At 66.1% G+C, this 18989-nt stretch carries 15 protein-coding genes and 1 pseudogene; 7 read left to right on the top strand and 9 right to left on the bottom strand.

Annotated elements, in window-relative coordinates:
• Positions 1 to 246 precede the first annotated feature (246 nt).
• Both N864_RS10110 and N864_RS10105 read right to left on the bottom strand, forming a co-directional pair.
• Positions 247 to 1548, bottom strand: coding sequence for a hypothetical protein (locus N864_RS10110; protein ID WP_034716093.1), 1302 nt, complete (start codon positions 1546 to 1548; stop codon positions 247 to 249).
• 90 nt (positions 1549 to 1638) lie between these two features.
• Positions 1639 to 2043: a PEP-utilizing enzyme gene (locus N864_RS10105; RefSeq protein ID WP_034716091.1), complete on the bottom strand. Its 405-nt coding sequence runs from the start codon at positions 2041 to 2043 to the stop codon at positions 1639 to 1641.
• A gap of 168 nt (positions 2044 to 2211) precedes the next feature.
• Here N864_RS10105 and N864_RS10100 point away from each other — a divergent pair, with 168 nt between their 5' ends.
• On the top strand, positions 2212 to 3213 hold the full coding sequence (locus tag N864_RS10100; protein ID WP_034716089.1) for a helix-turn-helix transcriptional regulator: 1002 nt from the start codon (positions 2212 to 2214) through the stop codon (positions 3211 to 3213).
• A gap of 872 nt (positions 3214 to 4085) precedes the next feature.
• Here N864_RS10100 and N864_RS10095 read toward each other — a convergent pair.
• From N864_RS10095 to N864_RS10085, 3 genes are read right to left on the bottom strand one after another with little or no spacing between them, the layout of a single operon-like run.
• On the bottom strand, positions 4086 to 6473 hold the full coding sequence (locus tag N864_RS10095) for a PEP-utilizing enzyme (protein WP_051518425.1): 2388 nt from the start codon (positions 6471 to 6473) through the stop codon (positions 4086 to 4088).
• 28 nt (positions 6474 to 6501) lie between these two features.
• Positions 6502 to 7596 (bottom strand): Rv3169 family protein, encoded by a 1095-nt coding sequence (locus tag N864_RS23630; protein ID WP_051518424.1) that lies wholly within the window; start codon positions 7594 to 7596, stop codon positions 6502 to 6504.
• Positions 7593 to 8672, bottom strand: a complete 1080-nt coding sequence (locus N864_RS10085; protein WP_034716087.1) for an aminoglycoside phosphotransferase family protein — start codon at positions 8670 to 8672, stop codon at positions 7593 to 7595. Before N864_RS10085 ends, N864_RS23630 begins: the two co-directional genes overlap by 4 nt.
• Positions 8673 to 8815: 143 nt before the next feature.
• On the opposite strand from N864_RS10085, the gene N864_RS10080 reads away from it, so the two are divergent.
• From N864_RS10080 to N864_RS10050, 6 genes are all read left to right on the top strand, one after another.
• Positions 8816 to 9685 (top strand): FadR/GntR family transcriptional regulator, encoded by an 870-nt coding sequence (locus N864_RS10080; protein ID WP_051518423.1) that lies wholly within the window; start codon positions 8816 to 8818, stop codon positions 9683 to 9685.
• A gap of 285 nt (positions 9686 to 9970) precedes the next feature.
• Positions 9971 to 11689 carry a phytoene desaturase family protein gene (locus N864_RS10075; RefSeq protein ID WP_155892895.1) on the top strand — a complete coding sequence of 573 codons (1719 nt, stop codon included), beginning with the start codon at positions 9971 to 9973 and terminating at the stop codon, positions 11687 to 11689.
• Positions 11690 to 11789: 100 nt separating this feature from the next.
• Complete coding sequence (locus N864_RS10070) at positions 11790 to 12569, top strand: electron transfer flavoprotein subunit beta/FixA family protein (RefSeq protein ID WP_034716083.1); 780 nt, start codon at positions 11790 to 11792, stop codon at positions 12567 to 12569.
• A complete protein-coding gene (locus N864_RS23625) occupies positions 12566 to 13543 on the top strand; it encodes an electron transfer flavoprotein subunit alpha/FixB family protein (protein ID WP_051518422.1) in 978 nt (325 codons plus the stop codon). The genes N864_RS10070 and N864_RS23625 overlap by 4 nt, the downstream gene beginning before the upstream one ends.
• Before the next feature lie 84 nt (positions 13544 to 13627).
• A complete protein-coding gene (locus tag N864_RS10055; RefSeq protein ID WP_034716076.1) occupies positions 13628 to 14644 on the top strand; it encodes a DUF7064 domain-containing protein in 1017 nt (338 codons plus the stop codon).
• Between the two features lie 248 nt (positions 14645 to 14892).
• Complete coding sequence (locus N864_RS10050) at positions 14893 to 15393, top strand: thioesterase family protein (RefSeq protein WP_034716074.1); 501 nt, start codon at positions 14893 to 14895, stop codon at positions 15391 to 15393.
• Positions 15394 to 15405: 12 nt separating this feature from the next.
• Here N864_RS10050 and N864_RS10045 read toward each other — a convergent pair.
• The 4 genes and pseudogenes from N864_RS10045 to N864_RS10030 all read right to left on the bottom strand — a co-directional run.
• Positions 15406 to 15981, bottom strand: a pseudogene (locus N864_RS10045) (IS630 family transposase); the annotation flags it as partial.
• A gap of 60 nt (positions 15982 to 16041) precedes the next feature.
• Positions 16042 to 17043 (bottom strand): tyrosine-type recombinase/integrase, encoded by a 1002-nt coding sequence (locus tag N864_RS10040; protein ID WP_034716069.1) that lies wholly within the window; start codon positions 17041 to 17043, stop codon positions 16042 to 16044.
• A 1-nt stretch (position 17044) separates the two neighbouring features.
• Complete coding sequence (locus tag N864_RS10035; protein WP_034716067.1) at positions 17045 to 18022, bottom strand: tyrosine-type recombinase/integrase; 978 nt, start codon at positions 18020 to 18022, stop codon at positions 17045 to 17047.
• Positions 18012 to 18617: a tyrosine-type recombinase/integrase gene (locus N864_RS10030; RefSeq protein ID WP_162164523.1), complete on the bottom strand. Its 606-nt coding sequence runs from the start codon at positions 18615 to 18617 to the stop codon at positions 18012 to 18014. The genes N864_RS10035 and N864_RS10030 overlap by 11 nt, the downstream gene beginning before the upstream one ends.
• Positions 18618 to 18989: the final 372 nt, after the last annotated feature.

Here is an 18989-nt window from a genome sequence, read left to right as displayed (position 1 = left end):
CCGCCCGGCACCTCCACGGATCGAGGCTTAGGGTCGCCAGCAGGGCGTCCAAGCCCCCACACGCCGAGTAGCCGATACCGGCCACCCTGCTTGCCTGACCATGGAGCCCGATGATGCCCGGCGTCGCCCCCTTGTCCGTCGGCACTGTTCTCGCAGCTCCGGAATACCTCATGCTCCCTGCCCTCAATGAAGGGCCCGAGGTCGGTCAGGTCGACCGGCGGGGGCCTTGCCTTGTGGTCACTTTGCTCACTCGTCGGAGACGTGCGGGAAGCCCTTGCCGAAGAGGAGGACAGGTGTCAGGATCTCGGCCGCCCGTGGGCTGGTCAAGGTAGGCCACGCTGCCTCTGTATTGGGCTGAAACTCGTCGAACCCTTCACGCACGAACTTGTCCCAGATGCCGAGTCGGCTCGCGTGGGGCAGGAGGAACTCGCGCGTGTATACCATTACGCCGTCGCGGACCTTCTCCTCGAAGGACTTCTTCGCGAGCACGCGGTACATGGCCATGGTGCCCTTCTGGCACTGGTCGGAGATCCGAGTCTGCTCCGCCTGGTCCACCACCCGCAGCTCCGACATTGGCGTGTCGATCCGGTCACGGGCGAAAATGACACCGCCCTCGAGGAAGTCCAGGTAGTTCGACGGTTTGGAGAACGTCGTCTGGATCTCGGTGACGACAATCTGCACCTTGTCCGCCGGGAAGACCAGCACCTCGGTGACGCAGTACGGCAGTCCTTCGGCGACGCCAGCCCAGGGATACGCGGTTTCGTTCAGGAAGTGATCCCGCACGATGGCCACCCGACCGTCGGGGAGTGGGTAGGGTCCGGTGTCGGCCATCCCCGCCCTGCAGTCGTAATGGAGCATGAATCCGAAGAGTTCGGTACGGGCGTTGAACTGGCGGAAGGCCCGCAACTCCTCCGGATCGTCGAGCGGCTGAACCTGCGCCACCAGCTGCTGCAGGACGTCCTCATCGAGCGCCGGGACCTTGAACCCGCGCGCCGAGACGAAGCCGGGGCCGTCGCCCCAGGTGCCGTTCTGCAGCCGCCGCCCGAACTGGATGATCGCATCGAGGTCCTCGCGTCGCGAGTCGGGATTGTCCTGGCCCAGCTCGATACCGATCCCTCGGCCCAGGATCGGGCAGACCGAGGCCGCCCAGTTGCGGGTGACGTTGATCTTGGTGCCAACCTCCCGGCGGGAGGTCCTTCCCAGCTCGACGATGCCGTCCGCGCCGACCTCGTCGGTGAGCATCCTGATGAACTTTGGATAGTGATTCCACTGCTGGACAAACGAGATCGTCTCGTACTCCTGCCGCGGGATCAGCCCTGACTCGCCCTCCGACGCCCGGCCCAGGATGAAGTCCCACAGGTTCCAGCCCGCATAGTCGAGCCAGCTGTTCACCTCGTCGGCGGTGAGTCGATCCCTGCGGACGTTCTCGCCTGTGGTGTCGATGAACGGCACCTTGAGCCGACTGCGCATCTGCTCGTGCCCGGGCGTGCCTTGAGGGACCTCTCCCAGCCATGCGCTCAGGTACTGCTGGACGTCAATCTCAGTCATTTCCTACTCCAGTCGCTTGGTGGTTCACCTTCAGCACGGCACGCGTTTGTCCGGTGTCGGCGGCGTCATCACTCATAGGGCGTTCACGCCTCAGTTCTCGACCAGGAGGACCTGGCCCTGATCACCGGCGACGTCGAGCTCGACGAGCGTGCCGTCCGCGGGGATGGTCTCGCCGCGAACCGTTTGGATACCCTCGGTGAACTGGGTCGACATGACGCAGGGGATACCGAACTCGCGCGACAGGATCCCGAGGTGGCTCTCCGGCGCGCCCTGCAGGGTGATGAGCCCGGCGCATCCCGCCATCAGCACCGGGGACATGAAGGTCGTCGTGCCGCCTCTGGAGATGATCACCGAGGTCTCGACATCCGGCCCGTCGATGAAGTCCAGAACCTCGTCCGGCGAGTCGAGGAAGCGGATCGTCCCCTTGGCCCGCTGGCTGGTCTGGAAGGCCTTGATCCCGGTGCCGATGAGCCGGGCGTTGCTTTCTGTGCTCACGTGTCCTCCTCGATGTGGTCAGACCCGACGGCAGATCCTGCAAATGGTCGGGCCATTGACGCATCGTGTTCCCGGTCACAAAATGAGTCAAGGTTCTCCGGGCAAGGACGCCTCCAATTCCCCCCTTCGGGGGAGGTCCGGCCTCTGCCCGACGGCGGACGGAGGCCCATGGACACTCGCAAGATCGAGGAGACGATCGTCGAGGCCGCAGTGCGCACGATCGAGTCCGTCTCTCGCGCTATCGGAGACGCCCCATCCCAGACTGCCGAGCTCGCCGCGGATCGGACCGAGCTCCTGGCCCGCCTTGATGACCTGGAGCAGAAGGTGGCAGCGGGCGGCAGCAAAGGCGTGGCTCAGCATCTGAGCGAACTCGCCCGGGCAAGGGCAGACGTCTTGGCAGAGCAGTACGCGCGCCAGCGATCGATGGTGACGAGGCTGGGCGCGAGCCTCGGCGCCCTTCGGACAGCGAGCACCCTGGACGACTTCATCGAGTCGGTTCCGTTGCAGGTCACACGACTCGGGTACGAGCGCTCAATGTTCTCCTGGGTCAGGGACGAGAAGTGGGTGCCGCGGTCCATGTACTCGCTGCGCGGCCGCGACAACGCAAGAAGGGCACTCGAGGCCGGAGGCCCCCCATACCGACACGTGCGTGAGCTGCTGGAGGTGGACACGGTCCGCAACCGGCGCAGCCTGCTGGTCCTCGACGTCGCGGGAAACCCGCGCGTGCATCCGGACATCATCGTCGTCACCCAGTCGACCTCTTACGTAGTCGCCCCGGTCGTGGCCAAGAACCATGTGGTCGGCCTCATCCATCTCGACGGCAGCCTTGAGCAGACCGCTCTGGACGGGTTCGACCGAGACCTGCTGTCGCTGTTCGCCCAGACCGTGGGCGCCGTCCTGGACGGCTTGCTGGCCCGACCGACATCGTCGCCGACGTCCGAGGACGGCCCTTCCGGTGAGTGGTGGAACAGCCTGACCAAGCGGGAGCTGCAGGTGCTGCGGCTGGTGGCAGTGGGATTGACCAACGCCCAGATCGGAGCCCGGCTCTACGTCAGCGAGGAGACAATCAAGAGCCACGTCCAGCAGATCCTGCGGAAGCTCGGAGTCGCGAACCGCGCGCAAGCGTCCGCGCTCTTTCATCGTGCTCTGGCGGCCAAACACTCCGCGTGATACCCCACCTGAAGTCAATAAATGATGGTGGCCCGTCGCCGTCGGTCACCATCATCTTTGGATTCGGACGCCCCTGATCGCGGGTCCCGAGGGGAAGGGGACGACCATCGCTTCGCAGTTCCGAGCGGCTCCTGTCACCTTCCCATCCTCAAGAGTTGCTGAGCCAAGTGCTAGAAGCTGGGTTCTGATGCCAGGCATCCACTCCTTCGAGTACCAGCGCGATATGGGCCCACGCGAGTCCCGCGGCCTGCTGGGAAGCAGAAGTAGCTCGCGCGGAGATGACCTCGTTCGCTTCAAATGTCCCTCGGGGTTCCACGCTCAGCGTTCCCGCGTGCCACAAGTACCTCGAGAGCGGATGGAGCGGCGAGCTCGACACGGGGCTGCGCCACCACATTGACGCCCTCGGGAATTGGCACGGCGGTCAACGTGCAAGCCATGGTCTTCGTAACGCAGGCACAGTTGGGGTCGGTGCTCGTCTTCACCGGGCGCCCCTCCACTGGCGACAACGTCCCGTTCGGCGACTGCATGGCACGTGCTCGGGTGAAGAGTTGTGGCAGGAAACGCGAAGACCTTCCACGTTGACAAACTCGCCGAGCATCAGCCTCACGTGCATGCGCAGCTGCTCAACGTTCTTCCGTAGCTCATGGTCCACTACCGGACCTCTGCGATGTCGCGTTCACCGTTGAGGGAAGGATCCATGGCTTCGGCACGTGGACGGCCCCGACATCGGCCTGGCTCCCCGCGAGACTGCAACTATGGTCTGCTCGATCTTGATGGCCGCGCTCTGACCCAAGGCCGCTTGACACGGAACAGGTGCAGCACACCCCCGGCCCGCCGATTCCCTCGGCGGGCCGTCTGACCCGGGTGGCGGACTACCCGTCGTGTTCCGTCCTTTCGCGACCAAGCGTGACCAGGAGGTCTTCATGGAGTTCCATCCACACGTCGTGGTAGGACCCGCTGAGCGGCTTGGCGAGCGCATCCCGGTCGCCGCCTCGGAAGGCGTCCAAGGCTGCTTGGAACCGAGCGCGATAGCCGGAGAAGCGTGGCTGGACCGCGGCCGCCTCGTCGACGACCTGGAGCACCGAAGTGTGAAGGCGCTCGAGCTGGGCAACGATCAACTGATCCTCTCCGCCGCTCTTGTCGAGCTGCCATTGGGTGGTCAGGGCCTTGAACTCGCTGTTCGGCTCAAGAAACGCATCGAAGGCTTCCGACACGGCGGCGGCGTCCGCCTTGCTGACGTTGGCACTGCGTAGAAGGACGTGCCGCGCCTTGCCGGCAGGCGTCAGCGAATATCCTGAGATCCGCCCGTCGCGCCGGCGCACGTGCCCCCGCTCCACAGTTCCGGCAAGGATGCTCTCGGCCGTCTGTGCCTCGAGCCCAGTGCTCTGGACGACTGCCTCCGTGTCTGCGAAGCCGCGCACCCGAAGGGCCTGGAGCACCGCGAACTCGTCAGGGTCAGACGTGGCTGGCGGGATGTCGGCTGGCACCGGGTTGCCCCATGAGCCGGTGAGGAAGAGGCGCGGGATCATCTCGGTGGCCACGCCGCTGATGATCGTGTCGTAACACGCGCTGACAGCGGGGTGGATCCCGAGGAAGTCGTGCGACTCGACCAGTTCGTCGTAGAGGCCCGCGGCGCGAGCGACGGACACCGCGAAGCCCGCGGTGTAGACCACCGCGCCGGCCTCGATCTTCTCCCGCTGGCTCATGGCAGCGATCCGGGCGTAGAGCGCCGCCGACTTCTCGTCGATCGTCGTGCGCAGCCGGACCAGGTCGTCTATCGACAGGGTGCGCAGCTCCGACATCGGCGTATCCCACTTCTCGCGCGAGTACACCGCGACCCCCTTGACGAACGGGAGGTAGTTGGCCGGCGTCGTGAACACCGTTGACAGGTCGGTCATGCGGGTCTCGAGGCCGCTCGGCGCGTCGAAGAACATCGCGACGGTGAAGGCGTGCGGCAGGCCCTCGGCGACGTCGGACCAGGGGAAAGCCGGCTCGTTGGTGAAGAGGTCGCGCACCAGGACGAAGCCGCCGTCCGGGAGAGGGTACGGCCCGGTGTCGCCCAGCCCCAGCCTGTTGTCGAAGTGGAGCAGAAAGCCCATCAGCTCGGCCGATCCGTTGAAGCGCTGGAAAGCAGAGCGCGCCGCCTCGTCGTCGAGCGGGATCCTGTCGGCGACGAAGCGATCGATCCATGAGGGGTCGAGAATCGGCGCCTTGAACCCGCGCATCGACGCGAGGTAGGGGCCTTCACCCCAGAGTCCGGAGTAGAGCCGGCGGACGATGCCGAACGTGTCTCGGACGGTATCCGCCTTGTAGTTGATGTCGTGGAGGTTGAGCTCCAGGGCGATGCCGCGGCCGAAGCTGGTGGCTGTGGCGAGTGCCCAGAGGTGCAGCATGTTGATCTTGGTGCCGATCTCCCGGCGGCCGATCTCCCCGATCTCGATCATCCGGTCGATGCCGATTCGGTCCTCGATGACACGAAGCCAGGTGGGGTGCATGAACCAACAGTTCATGATGCCCATTGCCTCGTACTCCTGGCGCGGGATGAGCCCCGACTCGCCCTCGGTCGCTCGAGCTGCCAGTGCATCCCACTCGTTCCACGTGTAGTACTTGATCGCCTCGTTGACCTCCTCGACCGTCAGGTCACGGTGCAGGTCGTCACGGTCGGCGTAGAGCACACGCGTTCTCATGTCGGCACGCATGACCGCGTCGCCCTCGGAACCGTGAGGGACGACGCCGCCGAACTTCTCGAGGAGCAGCTGGATCTGGGCAAGCTGTTCGGGCGTCATGGCGGGACCGCCCTCCGCCGGCGGCGCGTCGTCCACGGGCGCGCCCTGCTCGACGTAGACCGTGCCGTGGGGCCGCGACGAGACATCCAGACGCACGCGCACCCCGTCGGCCGGGATGACCTCGCCGCGACTGGAACGGACGCCCTTGTCGAAGGTCACCGACATGATGCATGGAATCCCGAACTCACGGCTCACAATGCCCAGGTGGCTCTCCGGCGCTCCCTGAAGGGTCACGACACCGGCGACCCCGGCGTTCAGCGCCATGGCGAGGAACGTCGTCGTGCCGCCACGAGCGACCACGACGACGTCGCTGACATCCCTGCCCCCATCGACGAACGCGATGACGTCCTCGGGTGAGTCGAGCCACTTTACGACGCCCTCGACCACAGCCGGGGACTCGTAGACGTTCAGGCCCGTGCCAACGGGCTCGAACAGGGTTGAGCCGGTTGCTGTCGGCTCGGTCAGTGGGGACATGGGGACCTCCGGTTGTTCCGCCCGCGCCCTACGCGCGGGAAGTGTGGTGTTTACGTACTGCGCTGAGACACTGGTCGACCACCCCGTAGCCGATCGCGCCATCCTCGCGGGACATTCGCACGAACTGCAGGGCGCGGTGGTTGATCCGGGCGGTGAGGTCCTCGTCGCGGAGCGACCAGGAGTCGCGCACGACGTGGGGAAGCTCGGGATAGACGTGGCCGGAAACCCACGAGGGATGGCCGTAGGTGACCGCTCGGGGCAGCATCTCGTGCATGCTCTCCAAGTGGATCCGTTCCGTCTTCGCCTCGGCCGTGCCGATGCTGACCAGGGCCGTCGTGAAGTGCCACGAGCGCGCCGGGAACTCCGGTTGCACGCTCTCCACTGGGCGCGCCTGCTGCAGCGCGCCCGGGCCGGCGAGCTCGGCGCCACGGGCAAGTGTGGGGACGACCGCGGCATACGCGCCGTAGGGGACACCGGCGGCATCCTGGTGGGTGACGGCCTGGACGGCGTAGTCGTCGAAGCTGCCGATCAGCCAGAAGAAGGACGTGCTCGTCTCTTTGGTGTCCTGGGCATGCTCCTTGGGCGCGTCCCAGATCCCCCAACTGTGGTCGCGGTGCCCTCGCCAGCCGTCGCACGTGAGCTCGAGCTTGCCGAGCGGGCTGGTCACGGTGCCGCGCACCTCCCCCATCTGGGCGTACCGGGAGCGGTCCTGCACGATGCGATTTGACCGCAGCCGGGTGACGCGATCCTCCTGGATGGCAGGAGTGAGTGCCGCGAAGGTGATCGACGCGTCGAACTCTGGCCCGTCGACGCTGATCCGCAACTGCCGCATGGGCTCCAGGAGCTGCAGCCGGATCGGTCCGCAGATCAAGTCGGCCCTGTCCACGCCAAGATGGTCCGACGCGAACAGAGACTCGTGACGGCCACCACGGGAGACGCTGAAGCCCGCATCGATGAGTCCCTTGTTGGGGTGCAGGTTGACGACCAGGCCCACTGCAGCCTCACCGTCGATGGAGCAGAAGCCAAAGTAGTAGCGCTCATAGGTCGCTGGATCGCTCGTCGCCGGCTGGTCGAGCGTTGCCGGCGTCTGGTGGAGGGGGAGGTCGTCCCAGATGCTGATCACGGGACCACGTCCGGGAGGAACTCCACGGCGTCGAGGTCCAGCGCCATCCGGGCGCCCTGCCGTAGCAGGTGTCGGAACATGGCGTCCCCCCGCTCAGTCCGCTTGACGCTGCCGGCCGGGGGCACGAGCATCAGCAGTGTCGCGAAGCTCGCGCGTCGGTAGGCCTCCCAGGCCTCGTCGGCATCCCATCGCACGCCCAGGGCCGAGAGCTCGGTCACATGCTGGCCGATCTCCTCCCGCTCCACCGCCCGCCTGATGTGTGGGTCGAGCGACGTCCCGAGCAGGTAGGCCACGTCGAACATCGGCGCACCCCAACCGACCGTCTGCCAATCGAGGACGACGACCCGGTCTTCCCCGAAGAGCATGTTGTCGATCCGAAAGTCGTGATGCGTGAGTGAGAACGGTCCGTCCAGTGACCCTGCCCAATCCCCTGCGCCCGCGACGAACCGGTCGATGACGTCGCGCTCGGCCCGGTCGAACCCGTCCGTGAGGTAGTCCCGGGTCAGCCGCCAAGAGCGGTGCATTCGCTGAAGGATGCCGGGAATCGGCACACCGAGACGTCGGTGCAACCAGCTAAGTGAGGCAGTAGCGGGGTCATCCCAGAACGGTGCCTGAAGGGTCGCCAGCTGATGCCGCATGCGTCGGACCGTCTCCATCGGCGCACTGGCGAGCTGGTCTAGCGGGGACAGCTCCGACAGGTCCTCCAGGAGGATCGCGGACGACGGTTGACCATCGTGGTCCATCATCCCAAGACAGCGTGGCAGGTTGATCGCCGTCCTCGGTGCTAGCTCGGCGTAGAACCGCGACTCGCGTTCGTAGAGCCCGAGGGCCCCGGCCGTCTGTGCCGACACAGCGTCCGCCGAAGGAACCTTGGCGACGAGCGTTTGGGGACCCTCCCCCGGGTGCGACCAGACGAGCGACACGAGCAAGGTGTCAGCGGTGTGCCCGATGCCGATCGGCCGTGCGGAGAGTGCGCGCAACTGCGCTGCCGCGGTGATGACACCCGCCGCGCGCATTGCGCGGACGAGCTCCGTGGCGTCGAGGCGCTCGTGAGTCGCCTGCGCGGCATCTCGCATCCTGCCCCTTCATTGCGGCTTGGTGATGGCGTGGATTGTGGTTGACCTTAAATCTGTCCGACCAAAAGGTCAATGCTTTGGCCGAGGGTTGGCGCTACGGTGTGCTCAAGGGAGCGTTCAGCAGCTAAGAGCGAGGAGGGACCGTGACCGGAGACCCGGAGGTCGACGGTGGGACTGGGGGTATGACGATGTCCAACGGCGCCGTGGGGGCCATCGGGCCCGTGGATGTGCCTAAGGCTTCTGAGATCTTCGCCGACATTCTCCGGGACAAGATCCTGCGGGGTGAGTTCCCTCAGGGCGAGTCGCTTCCGCCTGAGAGAACGCTGGTCGAGCAGAGTGGGCTCAGTCGAGCAGCCGTGCGGGACTCACTCGCGATCTTGAAGCAACAGGGCCTCATCGTGACCAAGACTGGTCGCAACGGGGGCTCCGTCGTATCCCGGCCAACGCCGAGCGATCTCGTTTCCTCGCTCGAGATCTTCCTCCAGTCCCATGGTTGGGACGATGATCATCCGACCCTCCGGCAGATGCGTGAGATTCTCGAGCCATGGTGTGCCGCGTTCGCTGCCGCCGACCGCACCGACGCAGACCTGGACCTCCTTCACTCTGAGCATCGGCGGACGCTCGCTGCTATCGACAACACCGCCCGCTACCTAGAGGCGAGCAAGGAGTGGCACAACGCGGTAGTGGGTGCGACCCACAACGTCCTCCTTTCGGCCTTCATGCAGGCCCGTGGGGACGCGATGGTCTCCTCGGCGAGACGCGCCCGCTACGACTCGCGCTCCGCCCGTCAGGCAGCGATCGACGATCATGCACGGATCTGCGCCGCAATCGAGGATCGCGATCCTCGACTGGCCTACGATCTCATGACCGACCACGTCCGAGGATCGGAACACCCGCTTCTCGACGTGCTGAATGACACTGCGCAGCACGCCAAAGCGGCCGCTCGGCAGGAAGACTCTCCGCTGGACCCAGAGGCTGCATCGCAAGCGACCTCGTCCGGACACGCCAACTAGAGCGATCGCACTCTGCTTCTGGCGGCGCGGAGAGCAAGTTCAAAGCCCCACGCTGGGGATCGCAGAGTTGCGTTTTCGCGTGTAGGCGGAGGGCGCAGCTGGCTTCGCTCCCACGTCGGCCTGACGACACGGCGCTCGGTCTGGCGTTCCCGTGCCCAGAGACACTGTCCTCGCGCGGTCGCAACGTGCTGCGATGCTGGCCAGTATGGTCGATCAAAACAAATGGTTGACATTTAATGACACGGCCCCTAGCGTGAGAACCGGTCCAATGCCCAGCCTGTCTCAGTGGCTGATCAGGGCCTGGCAGTTCCACCACGACTCCTAGAAGAGGGGCAGGCAATGTCAACGACGACAGGCGGGACAGAGTACGACGCAGTGGTCATAGGTGGCGGTCACCATGGCACGGTCATCTCGTGCTACTTGGCCAGGGCCGGCCTCAAAGTCGGCGTCTTCGAAGCACACACCGCACTCGGCGGAGGTGCCGGCAGCGAGGAGGGGCCAGCCCCCGGCTTCCGACAGGACTTCTGCGCGCACTTGATCCGCTTCTATACTCACCCGGCGAACAAGGACTTCGACCTTGCGTCTCACGGCCTGGAGTATCTCTTCCCTGAGCAGTACGCCGGATCCGCCCAAGAGGTGGGAGCCATCTTCGACGATGACACGAGCTACATCGGCTATGCCGCGCATCGGGCGGTTGATCCGAAGAACCCGTCACCGACCGAGTACGCCCCGGACAACGTCAAGAAGACGTACGACCAGATCGCACGGTTCTCGGCCCACGACGCCGATGCCTACCTGCGATACGTCGAGGCATACCGTACCCATTGGCGGCCCGCACTGAGCAGGTACAAGTACTCCCCGCCACCGCCCTGGGGGACTCAGGACGCCCTCGAGGAACTGCTCGGGGTGGAGGGTAGCCTCTTGGAGCCCGTGCACATGTTCATGTCGCTGAGCCAGCTCGCCAAGGACTTCTTCGAGAGCGACGAGATGCGCACCATCTTCATGCGCGAAGCAGCGACCTCTGCAGGGTGCTACGCCGATGACACCATCGGTCTGGAGGGACTGCTCCACTTCCTTGTCTCCACGTTGTCCCTCGAGCCCACGGCTCTGGCCAAGGGCGGGACACAGGCGATCACCGATGCGCTCGTTTCGGCGGGGCGCCAACTGGGCGTCGAGTACCACACCGGAACCGAAGTCACTCGCGTCCTGGTCGAGTCGGGCAAGGCAGCCGGGGTCGAACTGGCCGATGGGACAAGGGTCAAGGCCCGCATTGTCGTGTCCGATCTGGGGGTCCCGCAGACCTACCTACGGCTGCTTGAAGGAGCCGGCATCTCGGATCGGATCAAGCGCCGCATCAGGAACATCAGCTACGACCGCGGTCAGATCCTGTGGGGAAACATCGCAGTGCACGAGTTCCCTGAGTACACCGCAGAGAAGCACAACCCCGGAATCGGTCGGCAGCCGCGACTGTACACCGGCGCGGCGGACGCTGAGTACATGACGACGAAGTACCCGCACGACATATTCCTGCTCGGGTTTCCGCAGGAGCTGCACGTCATGGCAACAGCGGACAGCATCTGGGATCCTTCCCGGGTCCCAGAGGGAAAGCACACGTTCCTCGTCGAAGAGTTCTGCGCGCCAGCGCGCATGTTCTCCCCGAGCGAATGGACGCGGCTCAAGGAGGACTTCACCCAGCAATGGCTGGAGAAGTGGCAGTCCTTGGCGCCCAACATGACCAAGGACAACGTCATCAGCACCCGTCTCTACTCGCCCTATGACGTGGAGCAGACGCATCCGGACATGATCGACGGCGGATGGACCGAAGGTTCGATGATCGCGTCACAGCTCGGCCGGTTCCGACCGTTCCCGGAGCTGGCCAAGTACCGGACCCACGTGCCCAATCTGTACATCTGCTCGTCGAACCTCCATTCCGGGGGCGGGCTGGGGCAAGGAAGCAGCCTGAACGCGTTTAATGTGATCGCGCAGGACCACGGCCTCTCGTAGAGAAGCAGTTCAGGAGAGGTCCAGTCGATCGAGGTCCCGTCTACGAAGGAAGGTCGCGCCAGTGCGTGCCGTCGTATGCATCAAAGAAGTTGTCGATCCAATGATCCCCGCCACGTCTCTACAGGTCGTCGCGGAGGGACCAGACGTTGAGGTGAAGGAGGGGCCCCAGCCCGTCCCGAACGGGTTCGACCTCCAGGCGCTCGAGGCTGCGCTGCGCCTCCGAGACGATCACAGCGACATCGCGATCACTGCCATGGTCTCTGGAGCCGACCTGCATGAGGACGTCCTCAAGCGCACTGTCGGGCCGTTCGTCGGTGACATCGTGCTCGTTGCGGACCCCACTGCGCGGCCGTGGGACTCGCGCCGCACCGCCATGACACTCTCGGCCGCAATCCGGCACCTCGGAGGCGCCGACCTCATCCTTTGCGGTCGCCAGTCCTCCGACTGGAGTACTGGCTTGGTGCCTCAGATCCTTGCCGCGGAGCTGGACATGGCTTGCCTGACGCTCGTGCGTTCGCTGCGCCTGGAAGCCGGTCAACTACACGCGGAGTGCCTTGCGGACGAGGGCAGCCGGTCCTTGGCGGCGGACCTGCCCGCGGTGGTCACGGTGACGAGTGAGCTTGGGGAGCTGCGGTACCCCACCGTCAAGGAACGACTCGGGGCGGCGAGGCGACGTCCACAACACCTCGACGCCGCCACCCTTGGTGTACCAGAGTCCGGGGGCCCGATTGTGACGGTGACGGGAATCGAAATCCCTGTGGTCAGCTCGCACGTCGAGTTCGTCGAGGCAGCAAGCGGAGAGGTGGCTGGCAGGGAGCTTGCACGCCTGCTCCTCGATCGAGGAATGGCATCGGTACAGAAGGGCGGGACAGCGTCATGAGCGGCATCCTGATCGTCGCAGAGGTCGACGGCGTGGTCGTCAAACCGGAGCTCGGGGAACTCGTCACGTTGGCGGGAAAGATCCAGGAATCCGTCGGCGGAGATCTCGTGGTCGGCGTCGTCGTCGGGTCCGGTCGGGAGGTGCCGCGCGAGCTCGAAGGGTGGGAGATCGACGCCGTTCACGTGCTTGAGGGCGATGGCCTTGGGGACCCTTGGCCCGAAGCCCATTCGGAGGCCCTGGCCCAGTTGTGCGCCGAACTTGAACCAGACGTGGTGCTTCTGGCCCCCACCCTGCTCGGACAGGAAGTATCCAGCCGGCTCGCGCTTCGGCTGAACTCATCTCTGATACAGGGTGCGATGGACGTGCAGCTTCGTGACGACGGCCTGTTCGCCCGTCGCCACATCTACGGCGGCGCCGCGGTGGCGACGGTCGCGGCCGCGGTCGGACGGCACGTCATCGTTCCGCGCCCTGGCGCCTACGAACGGGCAGCCCCCTCGACCCGGTCCGCCATCGACGTCCTTCGGCATACGGTGTCCCTCTCCTCCACACCGAAGACTCGGTTCACTGGGCTGACCCGCCGCGAGGGCACGGTCGCCAACATCAAGGCCGCGAACGTCCTCGTTTCCGGTGGTAGCGGCATCGGTGGCCCCGAGGGCTTCGAGCTGCTGCAAGAAGTTGCCGACCTTCTCGGGGGAGTTGTCTCCGCGTCTCGCCCAGCCTGCGATGCCGGTTGGGTCGACAGCGCCCTGCAGGTCGGGATGACGGGCAAGACCGTGGCACCAGACCTTTACCTCGCTGTTGGAATCTCCGGGGCTATCCAGCACCTCATGGGCTGCGCGTCGGCGAAGGTGATTGTCGCCGTCAACAAGGACAAGGACGCCCCCATCTTCCGTGCGTCAACGTTGGGCGTGGTGGGCGACTGGAAAGAGGTGATGGGCGGACTGCGGGACGCCCTGAGCGCAGCGGCCCGTTAACGATCCAACAGTCGAACATGACAGCTGGTGCCGGCCCTGGGCGCTTGTGCTAGGTCCGCCCATGGAACACAAAGGAGACCTGGGATGTCGCAGGACGCAGCAGCACGCCAAGGCTTGACCAGCCCGTCCATCTCTATGTCGGACGACCGGAGACATACGTTGGAGAACTCGGCTCTGTCACGCGAGAGCCTCTTCTTTCAGGTCTCGATTCCCGAGGAGAGCCTCGCGGCACTGGCCTACACGTGGGTCGACGGGGCTCACCAAGCCGGGTGCACCGTCCTCGTCTTTGGGGACAACGATGAGCGGCTGAGTCAGTTCAGCGTCCAGGGAATCGACGTTTCCCCAGCCACTGACTTCGACAACTGGACCGTCGGACCACTCGTCGTGCAGCACGGAGAGCCCCACCGGACAGCTCACGTGGCGTTCGACCACGAAGGCGTCACACTCGACTACACGTTCGAGGCCACCACACCCGCCTTCAGCTACCGCGACAACGAGGACGGCTGCCCAGCCTTTTTCGCGGACAACCGACTCGAGCAGTCTGGGAGAGTCCACGGCACGATCGCCATCCACGACCGCGTCGTCCCGTTCGATACCACGGGCCACCGCGATCACTCTTGGGGGACCCGCGACTGGACAGCGTTCCACCATTGGAAATGGGCCTGCGTCCAGGCAGGCTCGGAAATCGGCATCAACTTCACCTACGGGCTCGCGCTCGGCCGTCTCTTCCAATGGGGCTACGTAGACCGCGACGGCGTGCAGGCGCCGATCGTCTCGATCTCAGGGGATGTCGAGCGGGATCCGGACCACTACGCCTACACCTCGATGGCCTTCTCGCTCGTGGACGCGCTCGGGCGGACGACGGACTTCAGCGCCGGCCGACGCTCCACGTTCGTTCGTTACCCTGCCGGGGGCATGGTGCTGCTTGACGCTGCCGGATTGTGTGAAGTGGCAGGCCTGGAGGGGCAGGTCTATCTCCAAGAGGGCTGGGAGCCCGAGTACGTAGAACGGCGGAAAGCGCTCAGTTTCGCCGACGGCGACTCGGACGTGACTACGCGGCTGCTGGCCATGAACAAGGATGTCGGGAGGCTCTCGCAGTAAGGATCGGAGTTGACGGTTCCCCACGGCTTCCATCGCCTTGTCTGCTCGAGGAGTGGGCAGCACAGTACGAGGAGCGCAGTGCTGAGATCACGGTCTGGGGGCAAGAGACGACGGGGGAAGGACTTTGAGACGGCTTGGGACACACCCGCTCACGGTCCCGATGACTGGAGCGCAGCACAGCCTCAGTCAGTCCGACGCTTGGCCTGAGCCGCACGAGCGTCTAGCGTGCGGCTCAGCCGAGGAGGACCATGACGACGACAACCCCCACGTTCGACGAGGTTCGCGCGCTGCCCTGCGCTCACGAGCAGGCCGTGCCAGCACACTTCGCCGACGCGAACGGCCACATGAACATCGTCCGCTACATGGAGCTGCACAACGAGGCCGCGTGGAAGCACATGTCCCACTTCGGTCTCGGTGAGGAGCACGCGCTCGAGGGCACAGCGGGCAGCTTCGAGGTGGAGCACCACCTCCGGTACCTGCGCGAGATCCACGTCGGTGACGTGGTGGCCGTCCACTTCCGGATGCTGGGCCGGTCCGACAAGGCCCTGCACCTCATGCAGTTCCTCGCCAACGTCACCCGGCACGAGCTGTCCAACACCCTCGAGTCGATGAGCCTGAGCGTCGACATGGCCACCCGTCGGACGGCGCCGTTCCCGGACGACGTCGCGGCGCTGCTCGATGACCAGCTGCGGGCCGACCGGGCTCTCCGGTGGCCCGTGCCGCTCGCCACGGGGATGCGCCCACGGTGAGGCGGGCCCTGCCTAGTGGCTCGTGTTTGAGGTGGTCTGACGGTTCGCCTTCTTGAGGATCTCGTCGGCGGCCTTTGTCCACACGAACGGGTGGCAGCGATCGTTCCATCCCTCGATGAAGCCTCGGATCTTCGCGTTCAACTCCTTGACGGATCGGAAAGTTCCGCGGTGGATGGCCTGACGTTCGATGATCCCGAACCAGACCTCGACGAGGTTGAGCCAGGACCCGGAGGTCGGCGTGAAGTGGACCTGGATCCTCGGGCTGGCCTCCAGCCACGCTCGGACCTCGGCCTTCTTGTGGGCGGCGTAGTTGTCCATCACCAGGTGCAGCTCGCCCTCGGGGTAGGCGCGGGCGACCTGCTTGAGGAACGCGAGGAACTCCTGGTGGCGGTGACGCGGCTTGCACGCGCCAGTGACCTTCCCGGTCGCGATCTCCAGGGCAGCGAACAGGGTCGAGGTGCCGTTCCTCTTGTAGTCGTGCGTTCTGCGCTCGGGCCGGCCGGGCTGTATCGGCAGCATCGGCGCGGTCCGGTCCAGCGCCTGGATCTGCGATTTCTCGTCTGATGTGAGGTCCTCGGTTATGTGAGGCCGGTGGCGTTGGTGCTGGTCAGGTGCTCGGCGGTGCCTCGGTTCTTCGCATAACGGTGCTCAGATGACTTTGCGGAGCCAGTCCAGCAGGTCTTGGCGGTCGGCGTGGTCGTAGCGGCTTGGGCCGAGGGTCTTCGCGGCGGCTGTTTCGATGGCGTGGCGTTTCACCTCTGGGTTGGCCTTGGCGTAGATCTCGGTGGTGACGATGGAGGCGCGGCCGAGGATGTCGCGGATGTAGATGAGGTTGACGCCGTTCTCCAGCAGGTGCATCGCCTTCGAGTGGCGTAGCACGTGGGGGGAGATCTTCTCGGGTACCAGGTCGGGCCGTTCGGCGTGCGCGGTGTGCGCGCAGGTGGCGAGTAGGTAGGCGATCCCGGCTCGGCCGATCCGTTGCCCGGTCCTGTTGACGAACAGGGTCCCGGAGGGGTCGTCGGGCAGGGCGCGGACGTGCTCGGTGAGGATCTGAGCGGCTTGCGGGGTCAGGGGCACGGTCCGGGTCTTGCGGCCCTTGCCGGTCAGGGTGGCGCTGGCGGGTTTGGCCAGACGCAGGTCGCCGATGGACAGGTCGCAGACCTCCTGGACCCTGGCTGCGGTGTCGTAGGGCGTTGTCAGCAGGGCCAGGTCGCGGGGGCCGCGACGGGCGGCGTGCTGCAGCAGCAATCCGACCGCGTCCACGGACAGGTACCCGATGGCCGGTTGCGGGGCGTGGGCGGCCTTGACTGACAGGACTTGTCGGGCCTGGGCGATCTGTTCGGGGACGTGGGCCTGGACGTAACGGAAGAACGATTTCAGCGCGGCCAGGCGCTGGTTGACGGTGGCGGCGGAGCAGTCCCGGTCGGTGCGCAGCCAACCAAGGAAGGCCGCGACGTTCGTGGTGGTGAAGTCGGTGAAGGTGACCCTGTCCGGCGGGATGCCGTGCTGTTGGTCGATGAACCGCAGGAACAGCGTGAACGCGTCCCGGTAGGCGGACACGGTGTTCGCAGAGCAGGCCCTGGTGATCGGCAGGTAGATGGTCAGGAACTGGGCCAGCATGTCGGCGAAGGGACGAACGGCGGTGGCCATCTCACACCGCCTCGTGTGGGAAGAGGCCCGCGTACGTGTCGGCCATGGCCTGCTCGATGCCGGCCCAGGCCGACGGGTCCAGGCGCAGGTAGTACTCCGCCGAGACGATGTCGGCGTGTCCCATGAAGGTGGCCAACACGGGCAGCGCCGCGCCCACGTCCACCCCGTCGGCCTGCATCTTCGCCAGGGCCGCCACCGCATACGAGTGGCGCAGGTCATGGGCGCGGGGAGCGCGACCGGAGGCGGTGGTGACGCCGGCCTCGAGCATCAGGGTCTGGATGTGCGCCGTGGCCGAGACGGGGTTGTAGGCGCCGCCGCGCGGGGAGGGGAAGAACCACGCCGCGGGGTCTTCGGGGACAAGCCCGACCGCGGCTGAGTAGCGGCGGGCGTGCGCGGCCAGGGACGGCGACATCGGCACCAGCCGGGTCCGGTTGTGCTTGGCCTTGCGGACGGTGATGACTGCCTCGGTCAGGTGAACCTCGCCGACCCGTAGGGACAGCGCCTCGCCGATCCGCAGCCCGCAGCACCACAGCAGGCGGACCAGCATCGCGTAGACCGGCTGAGTTTGCGGCCCGCACCGCGAGGCGGGACACGCGTCGGCGCACGCGATGATCCGGGCCATCTCCTCGGCGGTGATGATCCGGGGAGCGAAGGAGCTGGGCTGGCGCGGCTGGCAGCGCTCGGGCAGCACCCAGGCATCGATGCCCTTCCAGCGCAGGAACAGGGCGAACTGGCGGGCGATCCCGCGCCGTCCCGCGGCCGAGCCCGGGGCCTCTGCGTCGCGGGGCGCGGCGAACGCCTCGGCCGCGTCCTGGGTCAACACCGGCTCATCGGTCGCCCATCCGGCCAGGAACCTCGACAGGGCTCTGACCAGGTAGAGCCGGCTGCGGGGGTAGACGTAGCCGAGGTTCCGCTTGTACTCGACGTACTCGCGAAACAGCTCGGGAAACGCGCCGTCGGGAGTGATTTCAGCGGGCATCGGGCACCTCCAACGCCAGTGGGCGCAGGTGGGCCACGTCGACCCGCAGGTACCGGCGGGTGGTGTTCGCGGCGGCGTGTCCGAGCACCGCGCCGATCACCGGATACGCGGTCCCGGATTCGAGCATCCCGACCGCCGCGGAATGCCGCAGCGCGTGCAGTCCGCGGTGTCGCCCGGATACCTCGACCCCGGCCCGGGCGAAGGCACCGGTCACGACCCGGTGGAAGTGGTTACCCGCTGCGGGAGGCTGCAGCGGGGCCCGGCGGCGCAGGAACACGTGCGGGTCCTCGACCTCGGGGCGCTCGTTCTTCCAGTAGTCGATGATCGCGAACGCGCACTCGTCGGGAAGCGGCAGGTCGAGCCGTCGGCGCGTCTTGTGCTGGGGAATGGAGAGGCGACGGTTGGCCCAGTCGATCTGGTCGAACCGCAGCCCCTTGATATCCCCCGATCGCAACCCGAGCAGCGACGCGAGCAGCATCACCGCCCGATCCCGCAGCGGCGACTGCGAACGGTTCCCCGCCTCGGCCAACGCCCCGGCAACCTCCCCCGCCCGGTACACCGACGGCAGAACGGCGTCCCGGTCGAAGACGATCACCGGGAACATCGCCCCCAGCGCAGGATCGACACCGTGCTCGCGGACCGCGAACCGCAGATACTCGCGCAGCAGTACAGGTGCCCAGCGCGGGTGTGTTGAGCGATGACCTGGATGACCATGAGCGGGGCCGGTGTCGACAGGCTGGGTGAGGATCGTTGGTCCTCATGGTGACGTCGCGTCGGCGCGGCGACAGCTGTGACCTGCTCAATCGAGGCGGTCGACTGATCCGCGGCGGCGGCCCGTCGAGGCCGTGCGGTGACGGGCTGTGTGGGGCAGGCTGCAACACCACTTGCCCCCTCCCGTCCGCTGCAGCAGGCCGGACGATGAACGTGTGCGAGGAGCATCTAGTGGTCCGTCTCATTATTGGTTAAC

This window comes from Intrasporangium chromatireducens Q5-1, from assembly GCF_000576575.1.
In the GTDB taxonomy this organism is placed as follows: Bacteria; Actinomycetota; Actinomycetes; order Actinomycetales; family Dermatophilaceae; genus Intrasporangium_A; species Intrasporangium_A chromatireducens.
This window is presented reverse-complemented; position numbering and strand designations above follow the sequence as displayed.

What these genes read in the sequence shown, in the direction of transcription:
- N864_RS10110 (WP_034716093.1), bottom strand. Translation starts at nt 1,548, where the DNA reads ATGACTGAGATTGACGTCCAGCAGTACCTGAGCGCATGGCTGGGAGAG.
- N864_RS10100 (WP_034716089.1), top strand. Translation starts at nt 2,212, where the DNA reads ATGGACACTCGCAAGATCGAGGAGACGATCGTCGAGGCCGCAGTGCGC.
- N864_RS10095 (WP_051518425.1), bottom strand. Translation starts at nt 6,473, where the DNA reads ATGTCCCCACTGACCGAGCCGACAGCAACCGGCTCAACCCTGTTCGAG.
- N864_RS10085 (WP_034716087.1), bottom strand. Translation starts at nt 8,672, where the DNA reads ATGCGAGATGCCGCGCAGGCGACTCACGAGCGCCTCGACGCCACGGAG.
- N864_RS10070 (WP_034716083.1), top strand. Translation starts at nt 11,790, where the DNA reads ATGATCCCCGCCACGTCTCTACAGGTCGTCGCGGAGGGACCAGACGTT.
- N864_RS23625 (WP_051518422.1), top strand. Translation starts at nt 12,566, where the DNA reads ATGAGCGGCATCCTGATCGTCGCAGAGGTCGACGGCGTGGTCGTCAAA.
- N864_RS10055 (WP_034716076.1), top strand. Translation starts at nt 13,628, where the DNA reads ATGTCGCAGGACGCAGCAGCACGCCAAGGCTTGACCAGCCCGTCCATC.
- N864_RS10050 (WP_034716074.1), top strand. Translation starts at nt 14,893, where the DNA reads ATGACGACGACAACCCCCACGTTCGACGAGGTTCGCGCGCTGCCCTGC.
- N864_RS10040 (WP_034716069.1), bottom strand. Translation starts at nt 17,043, where the DNA reads ATGGCCACCGCCGTTCGTCCCTTCGCCGACATGCTGGCCCAGTTCCTG.
- N864_RS10035 (WP_034716067.1), bottom strand. Translation starts at nt 18,022, where the DNA reads ATGCCCGCTGAAATCACTCCCGACGGCGCGTTTCCCGAGCTGTTTCGC.